The following is a 17766-nucleotide window of genomic DNA, read 5'->3' as shown; positions in this document are numbered from 1 at the left end:
CAGGTCTTGACGCGGCTGGACGGGTCAGGGGCTGCGGTGCCGCTCCATCAGGGACACCTGATGATCGCGCACGCTCAGTCCCTCCCGCGGCGAGGCCGTCCACTGGCCGTCGGATCCCAATTCCCAGCAGCGGGTGGACGGATCCAGTGCGGATTGGAACAACTCGTCGAGCTGTGTGGTCAATCGCGGGTCTTTGACCTGTGCCATGACCTCGACCCGACGGTCGAGATTGCGATGCATCATGTCGGCACTGCCGATCCAGAATTCGCCGATGGCGTTGAAATGCAGAATCCGCGAGTGCTCCAGGAAACGGCCGAGAATCGAGCGGACGCTGATGTTTTCGGAGAAACCTGCGGCGCCGGGGCGCAGCGCACAGATGCCGCGCACCACCACTTCCACCCGCACACCGGCCTGTGATGCGCGGTAGAGCGCATCGATGACCTGTTCGTCGACCAGGGCGTTCATCTTCAACCGGATTCTGGCGTCATTGCCCCGCCGGTGGGCCTCGACTTCACGCTCTACCCGCTCGATGATGCCGGTGCGAATTCCGTGCGGTGCCACCAACAAATTGCGATAGGTGAGCTTGCGCGAGTAGCCGGTCAGGGTGTTGAACAAGTCGGTCAGGTCGGCGCCGATGTCGGGATCGGCGGTCAGCAGCCCGACATCCTCGTACAGTCGTGCCGTCTTACCGTTGTAGTTGCCGGTTCCGACGTGGCAGTACCGCCGGATGATCGGACCCTCGCGGCGCACCACCAGGCACGTCTTGCAGTGCGTCTTGAGCCCGACGAATCCGTAGACAACGTGGACCCCCGCCTGCTCCAGCGTTCGCGCCCAACGGATGTTGGCCTGTTCGTCGAAGCGCGCCTTGATCTCCACCAATGCCACCACCTGCTTGCCGGCTTCGGCGGCGTCGATGAGCGCCCGCACGATCGGCGAATCACCGGACGTGCGATACAGCGTCTGTTTGATGGCCAGCACGTTGGGGTCGGCGGCGGCCAGTTCGATGAAGCGCTGCACGCTGGTGGAGAACGAATCGTAGGGATGGTGCACCAGCACATCGCCTTCGCGCAGGGTCGCGAAGATGCTCTTCGGGGTCTCCCGGTCGGCGAAGGCTGGATGGGTGGCCGGCACGAACGCCCGGTCCTTCAGGGCCGGACGGTCCACCCCGTAGATCTGCCACAGCGACGACAAGTCCAGCAGCCCAGGCACTTCGATGACGTCGCCGGGATGGACATCGAGTTCGCGCAGCAGCAGTTCGAGCATGCTCTCGGTCATGTCGTCGGCAACTTCGAGTCGCACCGGCGAACCGAACCGCCGTCGTGCCAACTCCCGCTCGAGTGCCTGCAACAGGTCTTCGTCGCGATCTTCTTCCACTTCGAAGTCGGCGTTGCGGGTGATGCGGAACGTGTGATGTTGAACAATCTCCATGCCGGGGAACAGCACTGGGAGGAAAGCGGCGATCAACTCCTCCATCGGCAGGAATCGCACGATGCCCCGCTCGCGCCGCTCGCCGTCGGATTCCGCTTTCGTTTCCAGCTCCACAAAGCGGTCGACGTTGTCGGGCACCTTGACCCTGGCGAAGTGCTGGGTGCCGTCGTCGGGCTGTTTGACGGTGACCGCGAGGTTCAGACTCAACCCACTGACGAAGGGGAACGGGTGGGCAGGGTCGACGGCCAGCGGGGTCAGGACGGGGAAGACCTGATCGTGGAAATACGTCGACAACTGTTCGCGCTCAGCCTCGTCCAGGTCGGCCCACGTGATGATGTAGATGCCTTCTTCCTCCAGCGCGGGGGATACCTCGTCGAGGAACACCCGGGCGTGGCGGCTGGCGATCTGCTGGGTCTGTTCGCCGATGCGCCGCAACTGCTCACGCGGCGTCAGTCCGTCGGCCGAGCGGACCGACAGCCCCATTTCGTCGCGGCGTTTGAGACCGGCGACCCGAACCATGTAGAACTCATCCAGGTTGGAAGCAAAGATCGCCAGGAATTTGGCGCGCTCCAGCAGGGGCATCGAATTGTCGGCGGCCAGCGCCAGCACCCGGGCGTTGAAGTCCAGCCAGCTCAGTTCCCGATTCAGGTAGCGCTCGTCGGGCAGCGGGTCGTTGATCGCGGCGGGAGTCGCCGCCGGCGGTGCTGCAGGTGCCGAGTCGCCTGACTGCCGAGCACCCTCGTGGGTGGATGCATCCGCTTGGGGTGGGGCTTCGATTTCGGTCACCCTGCGATCATTGCCTATTACCCGTGGGCGAGGCCACCAGTCCTGGGAGATCGGCAACCCATCCATCTGGCGTTGAGATGCGATTCACCGAGCGGACATGTTGGGCCGTGTCTGCCGTCTCCGCGGGTTGCTGCTGCGGGGAATCAGCGGTGCGCGATCGCGCGCGCGGTCGCCGGGCCCACCCCGAGGCGGCGCGCGGCGGCCAGGTCGGCCGGTGTGTCGACGTCGCAGCGCAGACCGGGCCACGCTCCGGTGAGTTCGACGGCACCCGAATGCCGGTGTCGCGCGGCGGAATCCGGCCCGAACCGGGGATCGAGCGGGGTGCCGAAGGCACACAGTGCCGCGGTCCCCGTGCCGGCCCGGTCGGCGACGAAGCTGCGCTGGTGCGCGCGGGCGGCTGCGACCGCCTCGGCCAGCTCCTGGGACTGCAATGCCGGTAAATCACCTTGCAGCACAACAAGATTGGGAATGATCGCGGCCATCGAACGTTCGGCGGCGACGATGGCGCTGTTCAACGGATCGGGATCACCCGCCGGGGTGGGGTCGGTCAGCACCTCGGCACCGAGCCCGGATGCGGCCGCCCCGGCGGCCTCGTCCGGTGTGATCACCACGATCGAGTGCAACGACTCCACCCGGGCCGCGGCGGTCAGCGTGTCGACCAGCATGGCCAGCACCACCGCTTCGCGGGTCGGGGCCGAGAACACCGGCGCCAGCCGGGTCTTGGCGGCAGCCAACCGTTTGACGGCGATGATCAACCCCATATCTCCGCCTGCGCCGCCCATGGGGGCCATCCTGCCAGCGAGGCTTGGGCGCAACGCCTGCGAGTGTCAAGCTAGCGTGATGCCGGCAGGCGAGCGTCGCGCCAGAGTGACGGTGGCCGCAGAGCTCCGGGAGGGTGGATGACCGGCACGGGAACTGTCGTGGTGATGGGCGCCGGTGCGTGGGGCACCGTATTGGCCAAGGTGCTCGCTGATGCCGGGGGAGAGGTCACCCTGTGGGCGCGGCGGGCGGAGGTCGCCAAGCGGATCAACGCCACCCGGTCCAATCCCGACTACCTGCCCGGTATGCACCTGCCGGCCGGGATTCGCGCCACGTCGGACGCCGAGGAGGCCCTCACCGGCGCGACCACCGTGCTGCTCGGAGTCCCGGCGCAGACCATGCGATCCAACCTGGAGAACTGGAACGGGATGTGGGCCGACGGTGCCACCCTGGTCAGCCTGGCCAAGGGCATCGAGCTGGGCACCCTGATGCGGATGAGCCAGGTCATCGTCTCGGTCACCGGAGTCGACGCTGCGCAGGTCGCGGTGATCTCAGGACCCAACCTGGCCAGCGAGATCGCGCAGGGCCAGCCGGCCGCCACCGTCGTCGCCTGCAACGACTCCGGGCGTGCCGTCGCGCTGCAACGGTTCTTGAACAGCGGCTATTTCCGCCCGTACACCAACTCCGACGTGGTGGGCACCGAAATCGGCGGTGCCTGCAAGAACGTGATCGCGCTGGCCTGCGGAATGGCGGTCGGGGTGGGATTGGGCGAAAACACCGTCGCAGCCATCATCACCCGCGGGCTGGCCGAGATCATGCGGCTGGGTCTTGCCCTGGGCGCCAAAGGCGCAACCCTGGCGGGTCTGGCCGGGGTGGGCGACCTGGTGGCAACCTGCACCTCGCCCTACTCGCGCAACCGCTCGCTGGGCGAACGCCTGGGCCGCGGGGACACCGTGTCCTCGGCGTTGCACAGCAAGGACGGGCACGTCGTGGAAGGCGTCACGTCCTGCCAGTCGGTGCTGGCGCTGGCGTCCAGCTACGACGTCGAGATGCCGCTCACAGACGCCGTGCACCGGGTATGCCACAAGGGCCTGTCGGTGAACGAAGCGATCGCCCTGCTGCTGGGCCGCAGCACCAAGCCGGAGTGAAATGACTCTCCGCTGACCTGCGCAATCCCGCGACGCGGCGCCGCAACCGGTAGCGTCTCCAGGTTGTGACTGCCAGCAATCGGGTGCGCGTCGCCGTCGTTTTCGGCGGCCGCAGCAACGAGCACGCCATTTCGTGCGTGTCTGCGGGCAGCATTCTGCGCAATCTCGACCCGCAGCGGTTCGAGGTGGTCGCGATCGGCATCACGCCGCAGGGCTCGTGGGTGCTCACCGACGGCAACCCCGACGCGCTGACGATCAGCAACCGGCAACTGCCTGCGGTGAGCCCGGAATCGGGTACCGAACTGGCGCTGCCGGCCGACCCGCAGCGCGGCGGCGAACTGGTGTCGCTGCGGCCCGGCGCCACCGAAGTGCTGGGCGCGGTCGACGTGGTGTTCCCGGTCCTGCACGGCCCCTACGGCGAGGACGGCACCATTCAGGGCCTGCTCGAACTCGCCGGCGTGCCGTACGTCGGCGCCGGCGTGCTGGCCAGTGCGGCCGGGATGGACAAAGAATTCACCAAGAAGCTGCTGGTCGCCGAGGGCCTGCCGGTGGGTGACTACACCGTGTTGCGGTCGTCCCAGCCGACGTTGCACCCCGAGGAACGCGAACGGTTGGGACTGCCCGCGTTCGTCAAACCCGCGCGCGGGGGTTCCTCCATCGGGGTCAGCCGGGTGACGAGTTGGGACCAGTTGCCCGACGCGATCGCGCAGGCCCGCCGCCACGACCCGAAGGTGATCGTGGAGGCCGCCATCAGTGGTCGCGAGCTGGAGTGCGGGGTGCTCGAAATGCCGGACGGCACAATCGAAGCCAGCACACTGGGTGAGATCCGGGTGGCCGGGGTGCGGGGTCGCGAGGACTCCTTCTACGACTTCGCCACCAAGTACCTCGACGACGCCGCCGAACTGGACGTGCCGGCCAAGGTCGACGACGACATCGCGGACACGGTGCGGCAGTTGGCGATTCGTTCGTTCGCCGCCATCGACTGCCAGGGCCTGGCACGGGTGGACTTCTTCCTGACCGACGCAGGCCCGGTGATCAACGAGATCAACACGATGCCGGGGTTCACCACCATCTCGATGTACCCGCGGATGTGGGCGGCCAGCGGCGTCGATTATCCGACCCTGTTGGCCACCATGGTGGACACGGCGCTGGCGCGGGGTGTGGGTCTGCGTTAGCCGATAGCCGTTAGCCGGGCCGGGCGGGGTCGATCGGGACCGCGGCCAGGGTGCGGTCGATGACGGCGGAGAGTTCCTGAATCGGCGTAGGCCCCGATCCGCCGGGCAGGGTCAGTGCCACGTAGACCGGACGGTCCACGGTGTACCAGGTCGATTCGGTCCCGTGGGTGCCGGCCGGCTCGGACACCTGGAACCACTGCACCCGGTCGACGCCCTGGATCGGTACGCCCACCACGAAGCCGGCCGGACGCGGCATGCCGCAGCGCAGCACCACGGCACCGCCGTCGGACCGCCAGGCGCGGGCGCCATCGGGAGCGGGATGCGCCAGATCCGCGCGCTGGTAGTCGCCGAGTCGCTGCGGCAGGGCGGCGAGCAGCGCCTGACACTCGGGGCTCGCCGCCTGCGGGGCCGCAGCCGCCGCGATGACGACCGGTGGCCGCGGTGCGCGGCGGTTGACCGCGACGACCAGGAGCGCCCCGATCGTCGCCACGGCCAGCACCAGCGCGGCGATCAGCGCGGCGCGCGGTGGGCCGCCGGGCTCGGAGTTGCCTGCCACTGCTGGTTACCTCCGCAATTACACTGACGCGGTCCGCCCGAACCGGCAGGGAACCAACGTACCGGTTCGTCGGGCCGCATGCGGGAGGAGGCGGGGTGAGCGACGACGCGGCCGGGCAGTCCCCGACGCTGCAGCAGTCCGGTGAGTTCGCCGTGATCGAGCGTCTGGTGCGCGACCGCCGGCAGCCCGCCGCGGTCACCCTGGGCCCCGGGGACGACGGGGCCGTGGTGTCGGGAACCGTGGTCTCGACCGACATGCTGGTGCAGGACCGGCATTTTCGGCTGGACTGGTCGTCGCCGCACGACGTCGGCCGCAAGGCCATCGCGCAGAACGCCGCCGACATCGAGGCGATGGGTGCGCGACCCACCGCGTTCGTGGTGGGTTTCGGGGCGCCCGGCAGCACACCGACGGCCGAAGTGATCGCCCTGGTCGACGGCATGTGGGACGAGGCGCACCGGATCGGCGCCGGCATCGCGGGCGGGGATTTGGTGAGCTGCCCGCAGTGGGTGGTGTCGGTGACGGTGCTGGGTGACCTGAACGGTCGTGCGCCGGTCATGCGGTCGGGGGCTCGGCCCGGGTCGGTGGTCGCGGTCACCGGTGAACTGGGCCGTTCCGCAGCAGGATATGAATTGTGGCGCAACGGCATTGAGGAATTCCGCGAGCTACGCTGTCGGCATCTGGTGCCGCAACCGCCCTACGGTCAGGGGGCGATCGCCGCGGCCGGTGGCGCCACAGCGATGATCGACGTCTCCGATGGACTGATCTCGGATCTGCGGCACGTCGCGAAGGCCTCCGGCGTTGCCATCGATCTGTCGGCTGCGTCATTGGCCGCCGATCACGATGCGGTGACCGGCGCTGCCGCGGCGGTGGGTGTCGACGGCTGGTCATGGGTGCTGGGCGGCGGGGAAGACCACGCCCTGGTGGCGTGTTTCAGCGATGCGGTGCCCGACTCGTGGCGGGTGATCGGACGGGTGCTCGACGGGCCGGCGCGGGTGATGGTCGACGGTGTCGACTGGACGGGTCATGCGGGGTGGGAGTCTTTCGCGGGGTGAGGCCGTTGCCGGCGCCGAGCCGGTATTCAGGGCTGGCGCTCCTCGGCGTGTCGGCACTCTGAGTGCAGGCTCGGTGCCACCAGTGCAGTCTCGGTCTCACCGTGCGCGGCACGACGCGCGTTAGGGTGGCGCGGTGACCGTCTACGCCTTCAACCAGCCCGGGTCGCCGTGACCGCCCGTCCGTTGCCCGAACTGGTCGAAGCGGGCTGGGCGAGCGCACTCGAGCCGGTCGCCGACCAGGTGGCCCAGCTGGGCCAGTTCCTGCGCGACGAGATCACCGCCGGCCGGCGATATCTTCCCGCCGGACCAAACGTGCTGCGTGCCTTCACCTTTCCGTTCGATGACGTTCGGGTACTGATCGTCGGCCAGGATCCCTACCCGACGCCCGGGCATGCGGTGGGCCTGAGCTTCTCGGTCGCGCCAGACGTGCGGCCGCTGCCGCGCAGCCTGGCCAACATCTTCGACGAGTACACCAAAGACCTCGGTTACCCGCCGCCGTCGTGCGGAGATCTCACCCCGTGGGCGCAACGGGGCGTCTTGCTGCTGAACAGGGTGCTCACCGTGCGGCCCAGCACCCCGGCGTCGCACCGCGGAAAGGGATGGGAAGCGGTGACGGAGTGCGCGATTCGCGCCCTGGTCGGTCGTCAGAAGCCGATGGTGGCGATTCTGTGGGGACGCGACGCCTCAACCCTCAAGCCTATGCTGGCCGACGGCGACTGCGCCTTCATCGAATCACCGCATCCGTCGCCGTTGTCGGCCTCGCGCGGCTTCTTCGGGTCGCGACCGTTCAGTCGCGCCAACGAACTGTTGGCGCGAATGGGCGCCGACCCGATCGACTGGCGGCTGCCCTAGCGCGCGCCTACCCGCCGGGGAAGTTGACGTCCTTGGTGACGGCCTTCCACTCCTCGATCGAGGCCGACGTCGCGGCGATCTTGTCGCGCATCGCTTTGAGCACGTCGCGGCCCAGCAGCAGCCGCAGTGGCGGTTCGTCGAGTTCGGTGACCATCAGCACCGCCTCGGCCACCTTGCGTGGGTCACCCGGCAGGTGATCGGCGAACTGCTTGATGAGGTCCTTGCGGGCGGCGACGTCGGCGTAATCGGCGATGGGAGTGCTGGATTCCTTCATCGATCGCGACGCCCAGTCGGTGCGGAAGGCGCCCGGTTCGATGGCGGTCACCTTGATACCCAGCGGCTTGACCTCCTGCGCAAGCGCTTCGGTCACCGCCTCCAGCGCAAATTTGGTCGACGAGTAGTAGGCGTTGGGCGGGTTGGCCACCAGCCCCGTCATGGACGAGATGTTGACGACATGGCCCGATCCGCGGGCCCGCATCGCCGGGAGCACCGCCTTGATCATGTCGACGGCACCGAAGTAGTTGACGTCGAACAGCTTTCGCACCTCGGCGTCCTCACCCTCCTCCACCGCCGACAGATAGCCATGGCCGGCATTGTTGACCAGCACGTCGATGCCGCCGAAGGTCTCCTCCGCCGCGGCGACCGCGGCGGCGATCTGGCCGGCGTCGGTCACGTCGAGAGCCACGGGCAGGGCCCGGTCGCCGAACTCGTCGACGAAGTCGCGCACCGCATCGGCGTTACGTGCGGTGACGACGACGCTGTGTCCGGCTTCCAGGGCACCGCGGGCGATCTCGCGGCCGAACCCGGTGGAGCAACCGGTGACCAACCAGCGTGCCATCTCAGAGTGTCCCTTCCGGGAGTCGCCGCAGATACGCCCTGCGGCGTTCGGCGAGTTCGGTTTTACGCTGTTGCTCGGTCACCCGCGGCAGGTTCGGTACCTCGGCGTCGAGCAGGTCGCGCTTGATCACCCGCCCGTGCGCACCCAGACCCGCACGGGGTCCGGTCTCGCCGAACTCGGCCATCCGCAACGTCAGGATGGCCTCGCGCAGACCGTCGGTGTCGATCCAGTTCGCCACACCGGGATCCTCGGGGGAGATCACATAGGTGTAGGTGCCGTCCTCGTTGGCCACCGACTGCGCCTTGTTGAGGCTTCCGGTGCGGGCGACGATGTCCAGCGTGGTACCCCAGATGTTGCTCAGCGGCACCGTGAAGTATTCGGCGCCACCATCGTTGACGTCCACCACGAAGGCCTCGTCCGGGGCGAGGTCGATGCGGCCCATCACATAGAACTGGTTGCGCATGGCGCCGTCGGTGTCTGCCGACCACGCCAGTTCGAACCGGTTGGCGGGCATCTTGTAGGCGCCGTGGCTGAGCTTGCCGGTGAAATTCGCGAAGTACGCCATCATCGCCGCGGTCGCCTCGGCCTGCTCGTCACGGGTGCGGGCCGGGGACGACGGTGCAGCGCCAAGACGTTGCACCGCAAGGTGATTGGGGTCGTCACGGCCCCAGTCCAGCAAAACGTCGCGGATGTAGAACTCGTGCGCGGCCGCAGTGGTCCGCACGTGATTGGGTCGCCCCCCGGCGGGTTCGGCGTCGACGGTGATGGTGAAGCTGCCGTCGGAATCGACCGCCATGGTGCGGCCGTTGAGCACATCGACGGTGCCCATGTTCGCGTCCCAGAGGGTGAAGTAATTCTCGGTCATGCGGTGTTCGCCGACGCGACCGTGGATCTCGTAGCGCTCGTCGCCGGAGATCGGGATCACCCGGTACACGCTGTCGGGATTGTCGATGCCCCACCGTGATCCGGGAATCGCGCGGCCGTCCACCGGGTGCGCCAGTCGGGTGATGCAGCTGACCTTGGGTCGCAGCTTGTCCTGGTTGGACGACCACACCGCCGCCGAGAACATCACCTCGGCGAACGCATCGTCGAACCGCTCGCGCATCGCGTCCGAAGCCTTGGCGCGGCCCAGCCAGGTCTGCGCGACGTCGGCATAGGCGGCTTTGACGGTGGGGTGCTCGATCAGCTCGAGGGCGGCCAGTTCCTGTTCGTGCTGCGATGCCGTGGCGACCGGGTCATCACTCACTGGCTCCTCCTTGTGTATTCGTGAAATCGCTTGTTGTACAGACTGAATCGCTCGTCTACCAGTTCGGGCTGCAAACCGTAGGTCTTGAGACCGTAGGGCGGGCGCGCCGGCTCGCGGGGACGTTCGCGCAGCCAGCGTCGCATCGCGTCCTCGGCGTGGGACGTCAGCGTAAGCCCGATCGCCTCGTAAACGCGGGACACCTGCCCGATCGGATCGGCGACCGCATCGTCGAACCCGATGTCGGTGACCCGCTCCGGTCCCCAGCCGTCCCGCGCCGTCATCGCCCTGTCGTTGGTCCATCCCATCCGCTCCAGCCACTGCGCGCCCACCCGGGGGAGGTCGACGGTGTCGGCGTGCATCGCGTGCAGGGTGGCGTTCAGGCCGGCCCCCGAGGCGATGGTGGTGCGCGGGTCCCGGTGCATGTGCACCAGGTGCAGTTCGGGGAACTGCGTGCGCAGCAGATCCAGATAGCCCAGGTGGGCCGGCGATTTCAGCACCCAGCGCTGCGCTTGTTCCCCGCGCTGCCGCTTCTGCCACTGCAGGAATTGCAGCATCCGGTGTAGGTGCCGGTAGGCCGGGGTGAAGTCTTGGTCGTCGAGCCAGGATCGGTAGTGCGGCAGGTGCGCGCCGGATTCGGGAACGTGGGACAGGAACGCATCGGCCAGGAAGACGATCTCCTCCTCGGCTTCCCGCGCATACATCGGATGGATCCGGAACAGGTCCGGCGCCAATTCCCGCGATTTCGCTTCGCGCCCTTCGCTGATCGCGATGCGGGGGTCGAGCCCGTCGAATCGGTAGCCTAGCTTCGGTGCGACCTCGACGACCTCCCAGCCGTACGCGCAGCTGAAGCGCGGGTCGGCCGCCAGCAGGCGTTGCAGCAGTGTGGTTCCGCTGCGCATCATGCCGACCACGACGATCGGCGGCGCCAGTCGTTCGGCCAGGATGTCGGGGTGCCGCCGGACCCATTCCTGGGTACGCAACCGCATCCGCAGGCTGTGCACGATGCCGGAGCGCAGGATGTAGGTGCCGATATCGTTGAGCCCGGCGTTCGGGTAGTCGTCCAGCAGCACGCGCAGCGGCCGCTCGAATTCGCCTGGCCCCCAATCGGTCAGCGACTCCTTGCGTTGCGCGTCGGCCAGGATGGCCGCGGCGTCGAAGGGTGCGGAGGCGTTGCCCACCAGGGTCAGAACTTCAGGTGCTGGCTGACGTCGCCGACCTGGTCGACGAACATGACGCGGCAGTCGAAGTGCCACACGCCGTCGAGCCGGTGGAACGTGTCTTTGTAATGTCCGGTCACGATCACCTGTAGGGGCAGCTCGGGGGTGGCTTGGGTGACGCAGTAATACGAGGTACTGCGGGCGGTCCCGGCGGCCTCGTCGATGTACAACTGCACGTTGCTGGTGTTGTGTTTGGTCTTGGGGGTGCCGTCCTCATAGATGCGAGTGGCCATGTCATACATCTCGCGCACCCGGGCCGATCCGGCGAACACGGTCTCGGGCGGCCCGTCTTCCATCCCGCAGATGCGGCCGTGCTCGAAGAGCTGGGCCACGCCGTCCAAGTCGCCGCCGTCGAGCCGCTCGGCGTAGGTGTAGATCAGGTTGGTGATCTCTGTCGCGCTGTCACTCACCTTCGAACCGCCCTCGACGCCATCAGTCTGACTAATCTGACCTCGTGACGTTACCTTGGACGCCCGATCGGCTCGGCGACCTGACCGGCAAACGGGTCATCGTGACCGGAGCGACCAACGGGGTGGGGCTGGGCACCGCGCGAGCGCTGGTCAAAGCCGGCGCGCACGTCATTCTGGCGGTACGCAACACCGAGCTCGGTGAGCAACGCGCCGCGCAGCTTGGTGGCTCGACGTCGGTGGTCAAGCTCGATCTGGCCGACCTGTCCTCGGTGCGTGCCTTCCCCGATCTGATCGACGGCGACGTCGACATCCTGATCAACAACGCCGGCGCTCTGACCGAGCGGCGCCGCGACACCGTGGACGGCTTCGAGATGACGCTGGGCACCAACTTGCTCGGCCCGTTCGCGCTGACCAACCTGCTGCTGCCGCGGGTGCGGGCCCAGATCATCAATGTCGGATCCGACGCGCACCGCTCGGCGACGCTGCACCTCGACGATCTGCATCTGCGCCGCACCAAGTGGACGAGGCTGGGGGCCTACGCGCAGTCCAAGCTCACGGTGATGTTGTGGGGGCTCGAGCTCGACCGCCGGCTCCGTGCCGCAGGCTCGCCGATCGTCAGTCAGCTCACCCACCCGGGCTGGGTGGCGTCGAACCTGTCGCAGGTCGGCGACTCGCCGCTGATGTCGTTGGCGCACAAGACGGTCAAGACGGTGGCCGACCGGCTGGCCAACGACATCGACGAGGGCGCGGCGCCCACGCTGTACTGCATCAGCGAACCGATCCCGCCGGGCAGCTATGTCGGCGTCAGCGGTCGGGGCGGGCTGCGCGGCGGCCCGGTGCTGATCGGCCGCACGGTGGTCGCGTGCGATTACGACACGGCCGGCCGGCTCGTGGCGTTCGCGGAAGAGGAGACCGGTACCACGTTGCAGATTCCCGGCCGTAAGTGAGCGGACGGCGCTGTGTGCGGGAGCCGCTAGCGGCGTGCGCCATGAGGGTGTCGATCGCGAAACCGCAGGGCTGCGGAAATCAACGCGGCGCCAACCGGCCCGTGGTCGTAGGCGTACACGATCGCGGCGGCGGCGCGATCGCGCTGATTGCGCCGCTCGGCGAGCCACGTCGTCGGCGCAACACCCGCGACATGACAACAACCCTCGAACGCATCAAAGCCGCTCTGTGAAAAGTGAGGCGGCGGGTAACGGCTTCAGCCGCGGGTGACCTTGCCGGCCTTGATGCACGACGTGCACACGTTGAGCCGCGTCTTGTTGCCGCCGGGACGGGTCACGGCGTGCACGGTCTGAACGTTGGGGTTCCACCGGCGGCTGGTGCGGCGGTGGGAGTGCGACACCGACTTACCGAAGCCGGGGCCTTTCCCGCAGATATCGCACACAGCGGCCATGGTTCAAACTCCTCAAGTCTTTGTTGCTGCGGTCTGGCGACCCGGTTCGGATCCGCCGGCCGGAAGTAGGCCGGGTTGGCCCGGCCGTCCCACAATACCGACTCCGGTAGGCAACCGCCAAAACGGCTCAACGAACCGCGACGCGTCGTGACCAGTGCTGTCGTGGCCGATAGCTAGGCTGCTGACTGGCTCACCGGCCGGCGGGACCGAGGTTACGCTAGCGCGCATCGGGGGCGTGCTGCGGCGGTAAGGAGGTGGGGGCGGGTTTGGCCACGGAGGATCGTCAGCTGGACGGCTCGGCCCTGCGGGACTGGGCGCACACCGCCGTGAGCGACCTGATCACCCACATCGACGAGATCAACCGCCTCAACGTGTTCCCGGTCGCCGATTCCGACACCGGTGCCAACATGCTGTTCACCATGCGTTCGGCGCTGGCCGAGGCGGATGCCGAAGCCAGTCGCGGCAGCCTGGACGTGGTCAGGGTCGCGGCGGCGTTGTCAGCGGGAGCGCTGCACGGCGCCCGCGGCAACTCCGGGGTGATCCTGTCGCAGATTCTGCGGGGATTCGCCGACGCGACCGCTGCTGCGGCCGCCGAATCCGGTGCGGCGCTACGGGCGATCGATGCCGCGCTCCTGGCCGCCGCGCTGTGGCGGGGGGTGGAACTGGTCGTCACCTCGATGGGGGGAAACGAGGTGCCAGGGACCATCGTGTCGGTGTTGCGGGCCGCCGCCGGTGCCGTCGACGAGTGTGCTGCCGCCGGCCAGTCGCTGCACCTTGCCCTCGTCGCGGCCGGGGATGCGGCGGTGATCGCGCTGGAGAAGACCCCCGAACAGCTGGAGGTGCTCGCCGATGCCGGTGTGGTGGACGCCGGGGGCCGGGGGCTGCTGGTCATGCTGGACTCGCTGCGTTCGACGATCACCGGAGAGACGCCCACCCGGGCGGTCTACGAGCCGTCGCAGCCGCAGCAGAAGCCGCCGGCGATCGAGCGGGGTCCGGCGCCTCAGTTCGAGGTCATGTACCTGGTGGCCGGCTGCGATGCGGCGGCCGCGGATGCGTTGCGGCAACGGCTGGAGGAATTGGGCGACTCGGTGGCCATCGCGGCCGCGCCGTCGGACAGCTACTCCGTGCACGTCCACACCGACGACGCCGGCGCCGCGGTGGAAGCCGGCCTGGCCGCCGGTCAGCTGAGCCGGATCGTGATCTCGGGACTCAGTTCGGGCGCGACCGGGCTGCCCGCGGGCAGCTGGACGCGGGAACGTGCGGTGCTTGCCGTCGTCGACGGCGACGGGGCCGAGGAGTTGTTCGCCGGTGAGGGTGCCTGCGTGCTGCGACCGGGGGCGGACGGCAGCGCCGATGCGCCCGGGATCACCGCCCATCAGTTGGTGCGCGCCGTGGTGGACAGCGGTGCCGCCCAGGTGATGGTGCTGCCGAACGGGTACGTGGCCGCTGAGGAGTTGGTGGCGGGGTGCACCGCGGCCATCGGCTGGGGTGTCGACGTGGTGCCGGTGCCGACCGGGTCGATGGTGCAGGGGCTGGCGGCATTGGCTGTGCACGACGCCGGCCGTCAAGCCGTCGACGACGGCTACACCATGGCCCGCGCCGCCGGCGCCGCCCGGCACGGATCGGTGCGGGTGGCTACCGAGAACGCGCTGACCTGGGCCGGAACCTGTAAGCCGGGCGACGGCCTGGGCATCGCGGGCGATGAGGTGCTGATCGTCGCCGAGGACGTGGCCGCTGCCGCGATCGGCCTGCTGGACCTGCTGATGGCCTCGGGCGGTGACCTGATCACCGTGCTGATAGGCGCCGACCTGGACGACGCGGCGGCCGCTGGCATCGAGCAGGTGCTGGACAGACACATGCACGACCACCACCCGGGTAGCGAACTGGTGAGCTACCGCACCGGTCACCGCGGCGATGCGTTGCTGATCGGGGTGGAGTAGTGGCCTCGCTGAGCGATCGGCTGGTCGACGTCATCGGGGGCAAGTCAGCCGGACAGCTGTACGAGTACTTCGGTCTGCGGACCGTCGACGACCTGTTGCGGCACTACCCACGCAGTTACCTGGAGGGCGCCTCCCGGCTCACGGCCGAAGACCAGCGTCCACAAGCCGGTGAGCACATCACCATCGTCGATGTCATCACCAAAAGGGCTTCCGGTGTGATGAAAAAGAAAAGTCCGACTCAGAAGAAAGCGCGAATGTGGTTGCGCATCACGGTCGGATCCGGCCGCGGTGAGGTGACCGCGACGTTCTTCAACGCCGAAGGCCTGATGAAGGACCTCACCGAGAACACGAAGGTGATGCTCTCCGGGGAGGTCGGATACTACGGCAAGACAATGCAATTCACCCATCCCGCGTTCTTGATCATGGACTCGACGGACGGGAGGAACCACGGCAGCGTCTCGCTGCGTGAGATCGCCGACGCGTCGACGTTGGTCACCGGTGAGTTGGCGATGTCGGAGTTCGAGCGTCGGGTCTACCCGATCTATCCGGCCAGCGCCAAAGTGCAGACCTGGCACATCTATGGCGCCGTAAAGCAGGTGCTGGACCAACTCGACCCGGTGCCCGATCCATTGCCCGCCGATTTGCGTGCCAGGTTGGGTTTGATCGACGAAGACGCAGCCTTACGCGGCATCCATTTGGCTGAACGACCGGCCGAGCGGGCGCGGGCGCGTGATCGCCTCACCTTCGACGAGGCCGTCGCTCTGCAGTGGGCGCTGGTCGGTCGCCGCCATGGTGAGTTGTCCGCATCCGGTCCCGTCGCCCCCCGGCGCGACGACGGTCTGGCAGCAGAACTATTGCAGCGTTTGCCCTTTGAACTGACCGCCGGACAGCGTGAGGTGCTGTCCGTGGTGTCCGACGGGCTGGCCTCGGCTCGGCCGCTGAACCGGTTGCTGCAGGGTGAGGTCGGGTCCGGAAAGACCATCGTGTCGGTGCTGGCGATGCTGCAGATGGTCGACGCGGGTTACCAGTGCGCGCTGTTGGCGCCTACTGAAGTGCTTGCGGCACAACATTTTCGGTCCATCACCGAGGTGCTGGGTCCGCTGGCGACGGGCGGTCAGCTGGGAGCGGCCGCCGGGGACGGCTGGGAAGCCACCCGGGTGGTGCTGCTCTCCGGGTCCATGACCGCGGCGCAAAAGAAGCGGGCGCGGTCCGAGATCGCCGGCGGTGCGGCCGGGATCGTCATCGGCACCCACGCATTGCTGCACGACGCGGTGGAGTTCCACACGTTGGGCATGGTGGTGGTCGACGAGCAACACCGGTTCGGTGTCGAGCAACGGGATCGGTTGCGCGCCAAGGCCCCGGCCGGCGTCACGCCGCATCTGCTGGTGATGACCGCGACGCCGATCCCGCGCAGTCTGGCCCTGACCGTGTACGGCGACCTGGAAACGTCGACCCTGCGCGAGCTGCCCCGGGGGCGTCAGCCCATCACCACCAAGGTGATCTTCGTCCGGGACAAGCGGGCCTGGCTGGAGCGTGGTTTTCAGCGCATCCGGGAGGAGGTCGCCGCCGGCCGCCAGGCCTATGTGGTGGCGCCGCGGATCGACGAGGAGGAAGCCGACGAGGCCGGAGACGACGGCAAGCGGCCGTCGGCGACCGCGGTCGGACTGTTCACCAGGCTGCGCTCGGCCGAGCTGGCCGGGCTGCGGCTGGGTCTGATGCACGGACGGCTCTCCGCTGACGAGAAGGACGCCGTGATGGCATCCTTCCGTAGCGGCCAGACCGATGTGCTGGTCTGTACCACCGTGATCGAAGTGGGTGTCGACGTCCCCAACGCCACCGTGATGCTGGTGATGGATGCCGACCGGTTCGGCATCAGCCAGTTGCATCAACTGCGCGGCCGCATCGGCCGCGGCCGGCACCCGAGCCTGTGCCTGCTGGCGAGCTGGACGTCAGCGGGTTCTCCGGCAGGCAAAAGGCTGGAGGCGGTCGCCGGGACGATCGACGGATTTGTGCTCGCCGACCTGGATCTCAAAGAGCGCAGAGAAGGAGATGTGCTGGGCCGCAATCAATCCGGTCGGGCTATCGTGCTGCGGTTGTTGTCGCTGGCCGACCACCTCGAGTTCATCGAGAACGCTCGGGACTTCTGCGAGGCCGCCTACGCCACCAACCCCGACGATCCCGGATTGTCCTCGCTGGCAGCCCGATTCACCGATACCGATCAGATCGAGTACCTGGACAAGTCATGACGAACCGTCGAACCCTGCTGTGGCTGGCCGCGGTCGCTGCCGTGGCGGTGCTGGTCGCATACCAGACGCTGGGGTCCTCCGCCGCCCGACAAGCCCAGGAGTTCGCTGCGCGCGCCGACGTACCGACCGTGGCGCCCGGCGACGATGTGCTCGCCGGGGTGCTGCTGTTGCCGTTTCGGGCACACCGGTTCGACTACCGCCGGTCCGCGTTCGGCGACGCCTGGGACGACGACAACGATGCGCCGCTGGGCCACAACGGTTGTGACACCCGTAACGACATCCTCAACCGCGATCTGGTGGACGTCACGCACGTGTTCACCAAGCGGTGTCCCGACGCCGTGGCCACCGGCACCCTGCACGACCCGTACACCAACACCGTCGTCGCGTTTCAGCGCGGCGCCAAGGTCGGCGAATCGGTGCAGATCGATCATCTGGTCCCGCTGGCGTATGCCTGGGACATGGGCGCCTACGGTTGGCCGGAGGCCCAACGGGTGCGCTTTGCCAACGACCCGGCGAACCTGCTGGCCGTGCAGGGCAGGGCCAACCAGGACAAGGGCGATTCGCCGCCGTCGCAATGGATGCCGCCCAACGGTGCTTTCGCGTGTCAATACGCCGTGCAGTTCATCGCGGTGCTGCGTGGCTACGCGCTGCCGTTGGATCAAGCGTCCAGCGGCGTGCTGCGAGACGCGGCGGCCACCTGCCCCGCCCGCTGATCGG

The 17766-nt window shown here is 68.0% G+C and carries 17 protein-coding genes; 9 read left to right on the top strand and 8 right to left on the bottom strand.

Translation table 11 applies throughout. The features are described 5' to 3' along the window. Positions 1-24 precede the first annotated feature (24 nt). A complete protein-coding gene (locus AC5Y3Z_RS00755) occupies positions 25-2280 on the bottom strand; it encodes an RNA degradosome polyphosphate kinase (RefSeq protein WP_463827068.1) in 2256 nt (751 codons plus the stop codon). 77 nt (positions 2281-2357) lie between these two features. Further along, on the bottom strand, positions 2358-2996 hold the full coding sequence (gene cofC / locus AC5Y3Z_RS00750) for a 2-phospho-L-lactate guanylyltransferase (RefSeq protein WP_473139994.1): 639 nt from the start codon (positions 2994-2996) through the stop codon (positions 2358-2360). A gap of 117 nt (positions 2997-3113) precedes the next feature. On the opposite strand from cofC, the gene AC5Y3Z_RS00745 reads away from it, so the two are divergent. Continuing rightward, the gene (locus tag AC5Y3Z_RS00745; RefSeq protein ID WP_473139993.1) at positions 3114-4121 is read left to right on the top strand and encodes an NAD(P)H-dependent glycerol-3-phosphate dehydrogenase; all 1008 of its coding nucleotides are present in this window, start codon (positions 3114-3116) and stop codon (positions 4119-4121) included. Between the two features lie 65 nt (positions 4122-4186). Continuing rightward, complete coding sequence (locus AC5Y3Z_RS00740; RefSeq protein WP_463827065.1) at positions 4187-5296, top strand: D-alanine--D-alanine ligase family protein; 1110 nt, start codon at positions 4187-4189, stop codon at positions 5294-5296. A 10-nt stretch (positions 5297-5306) separates the two neighbouring features. Here AC5Y3Z_RS00740 and AC5Y3Z_RS00735 read toward each other — a convergent pair whose 3' ends face one another. Beyond that, on the bottom strand, positions 5307-5852 hold the full coding sequence (locus AC5Y3Z_RS00735; protein WP_473139992.1) for a DUF3515 domain-containing protein: 546 nt from the start codon (positions 5850-5852) through the stop codon (positions 5307-5309). 95 nt (positions 5853-5947) lie between these two features. On the opposite strand from AC5Y3Z_RS00735, the gene AC5Y3Z_RS00730 reads away from it, so the two are divergent. Together AC5Y3Z_RS00730 and AC5Y3Z_RS00725 are read left to right on the top strand one after the other, a co-directional pair. Further along, a complete protein-coding gene (locus AC5Y3Z_RS00730; RefSeq protein WP_473139991.1) occupies positions 5948-6904 on the top strand; it encodes a thiamine-phosphate kinase in 957 nt (318 codons plus the stop codon). Positions 6905-7072: 168 nt separating this feature from the next. After that, positions 7073-7756, top strand: coding sequence for a uracil-DNA glycosylase (locus AC5Y3Z_RS00725; RefSeq protein ID WP_473139990.1), 684 nt, complete (start codon positions 7073-7075; stop codon positions 7754-7756). A 7-nt stretch (positions 7757-7763) separates the two neighbouring features. Here the strand turns inward: AC5Y3Z_RS00725 and AC5Y3Z_RS00720 are convergent, their stop codons facing one another. The 4 genes from AC5Y3Z_RS00720 to AC5Y3Z_RS00705 are packed head-to-tail and all read right to left on the bottom strand — an operon-like array spanning position 7764 to position 11467. After that, positions 7764-8594 carry an oxidoreductase gene (locus AC5Y3Z_RS00720; RefSeq protein ID WP_473139989.1) on the bottom strand — a complete coding sequence of 277 codons (831 nt, stop codon included), beginning with the start codon at positions 8592-8594 and terminating at the stop codon, positions 7764-7766. 1 nt (position 8595) lies between these two features. Continuing rightward, the gene (locus tag AC5Y3Z_RS00715) at positions 8596-9840 is read right to left on the bottom strand and encodes a DUF1214 domain-containing protein (protein ID WP_473139988.1); all 1245 of its coding nucleotides are present in this window, start codon (positions 9838-9840) and stop codon (positions 8596-8598) included. Beyond that, positions 9837-11018, bottom strand: a complete 1182-nt coding sequence (locus tag AC5Y3Z_RS00710) for a sulfotransferase family protein (RefSeq protein WP_473139987.1) — start codon at positions 11016-11018, stop codon at positions 9837-9839. The genes AC5Y3Z_RS00715 and AC5Y3Z_RS00710 overlap by 4 nt, the downstream gene beginning before the upstream one ends. 5 nt (positions 11019-11023) lie before the next feature. Continuing rightward, entirely contained in the window at positions 11024-11467 is a 444-nt protein-coding gene (locus AC5Y3Z_RS00705; protein WP_473139986.1) for a nuclear transport factor 2 family protein, read from the bottom strand. A gap of 44 nt (positions 11468-11511) precedes the next feature. Between AC5Y3Z_RS00705 and AC5Y3Z_RS00700 the strand changes: the two genes are divergently transcribed. Further along, positions 11512-12414 (top strand): SDR family NAD(P)-dependent oxidoreductase, encoded by a 903-nt coding sequence (locus AC5Y3Z_RS00700; protein ID WP_473139985.1) that lies wholly within the window; start codon positions 11512-11514, stop codon positions 12412-12414. A gap of 41 nt (positions 12415-12455) precedes the next feature. Next, positions 12456-12644, top strand: coding sequence for a hypothetical protein (locus tag AC5Y3Z_RS00695; protein ID WP_473139984.1), 189 nt, complete (start codon positions 12456-12458; stop codon positions 12642-12644). Positions 12645-12668: 24 nt separating this feature from the next. Here AC5Y3Z_RS00695 and rpmB read toward each other — a convergent pair whose 3' ends face one another. After that, complete coding sequence (gene rpmB, locus AC5Y3Z_RS00690; protein WP_463827055.1) at positions 12669-12863, bottom strand: 50S ribosomal protein L28; 195 nt, start codon at positions 12861-12863, stop codon at positions 12669-12671. Positions 12864-13129: 266 nt separating this feature from the next. On the opposite strand from rpmB, the gene AC5Y3Z_RS00685 reads away from it, so the two are divergent. The 3 genes from AC5Y3Z_RS00685 to AC5Y3Z_RS00675 are packed head-to-tail and all read left to right on the top strand — an operon-like array spanning position 13130 to position 17762. Next, complete coding sequence (locus AC5Y3Z_RS00685) at positions 13130-14803, top strand: DAK2 domain-containing protein (protein WP_473139983.1); 1674 nt, start codon at positions 13130-13132, stop codon at positions 14801-14803. After that, the gene (gene recG / locus AC5Y3Z_RS00680) at positions 14803-17049 is read left to right on the top strand and encodes an ATP-dependent DNA helicase RecG (RefSeq protein ID WP_473139982.1); all 2247 of its coding nucleotides are present in this window, start codon (positions 14803-14805) and stop codon (positions 17047-17049) included. The genes AC5Y3Z_RS00685 and recG overlap by 1 nt, the downstream gene beginning before the upstream one ends. After that, positions 17046-17762 (top strand): HNH endonuclease family protein, encoded by a 717-nt coding sequence (locus AC5Y3Z_RS00675; protein ID WP_473139981.1) that lies wholly within the window; start codon positions 17046-17048, stop codon positions 17760-17762. Before recG ends, AC5Y3Z_RS00675 begins: the two co-directional genes overlap by 4 nt. The last annotated feature ends 4 nt before the right edge of the window (positions 17763-17766 follow it).

The sequence above is a fragment of the Mycobacterium sp. NGS61 genome (assembly GCF_059812325.1).
The sequence above is the reverse complement of the archived record's forward strand: the minus strand, read 5'-3'. Positions and strand labels throughout refer to the sequence as shown.

Coding starts and splice junctions, on each gene's coding strand:
- AC5Y3Z_RS00755 (WP_463827068.1), bottom strand. CDS start 2,280: ATGGATGGGTTGCCGATCTCCCAGGACTGGTGGCCTCGCCCACGGGTA.
- cofC (WP_473139994.1), bottom strand. CDS start 2,996: ATGGGCGGCGCAGGCGGAGATATGGGGTTGATCATCGCCGTCAAACGG.
- AC5Y3Z_RS00745 (WP_473139993.1), top strand. CDS start 3,114: ATGACCGGCACGGGAACTGTCGTGGTGATGGGCGCCGGTGCGTGGGGC.
- AC5Y3Z_RS00720 (WP_473139989.1), bottom strand. CDS start 8,594: ATGGCACGCTGGTTGGTCACCGGTTGCTCCACCGGGTTCGGCCGCGAG.
- AC5Y3Z_RS00695 (WP_473139984.1), top strand. CDS start 12,456: ATGAGGGTGTCGATCGCGAAACCGCAGGGCTGCGGAAATCAACGCGGC.
- rpmB (WP_463827055.1), bottom strand. CDS start 12,863: ATGGCCGCTGTGTGCGATATCTGCGGGAAAGGCCCCGGCTTCGGTAAG.
- AC5Y3Z_RS00675 (WP_473139981.1), top strand. CDS start 17,046: ATGACGAACCGTCGAACCCTGCTGTGGCTGGCCGCGGTCGCTGCCGTG.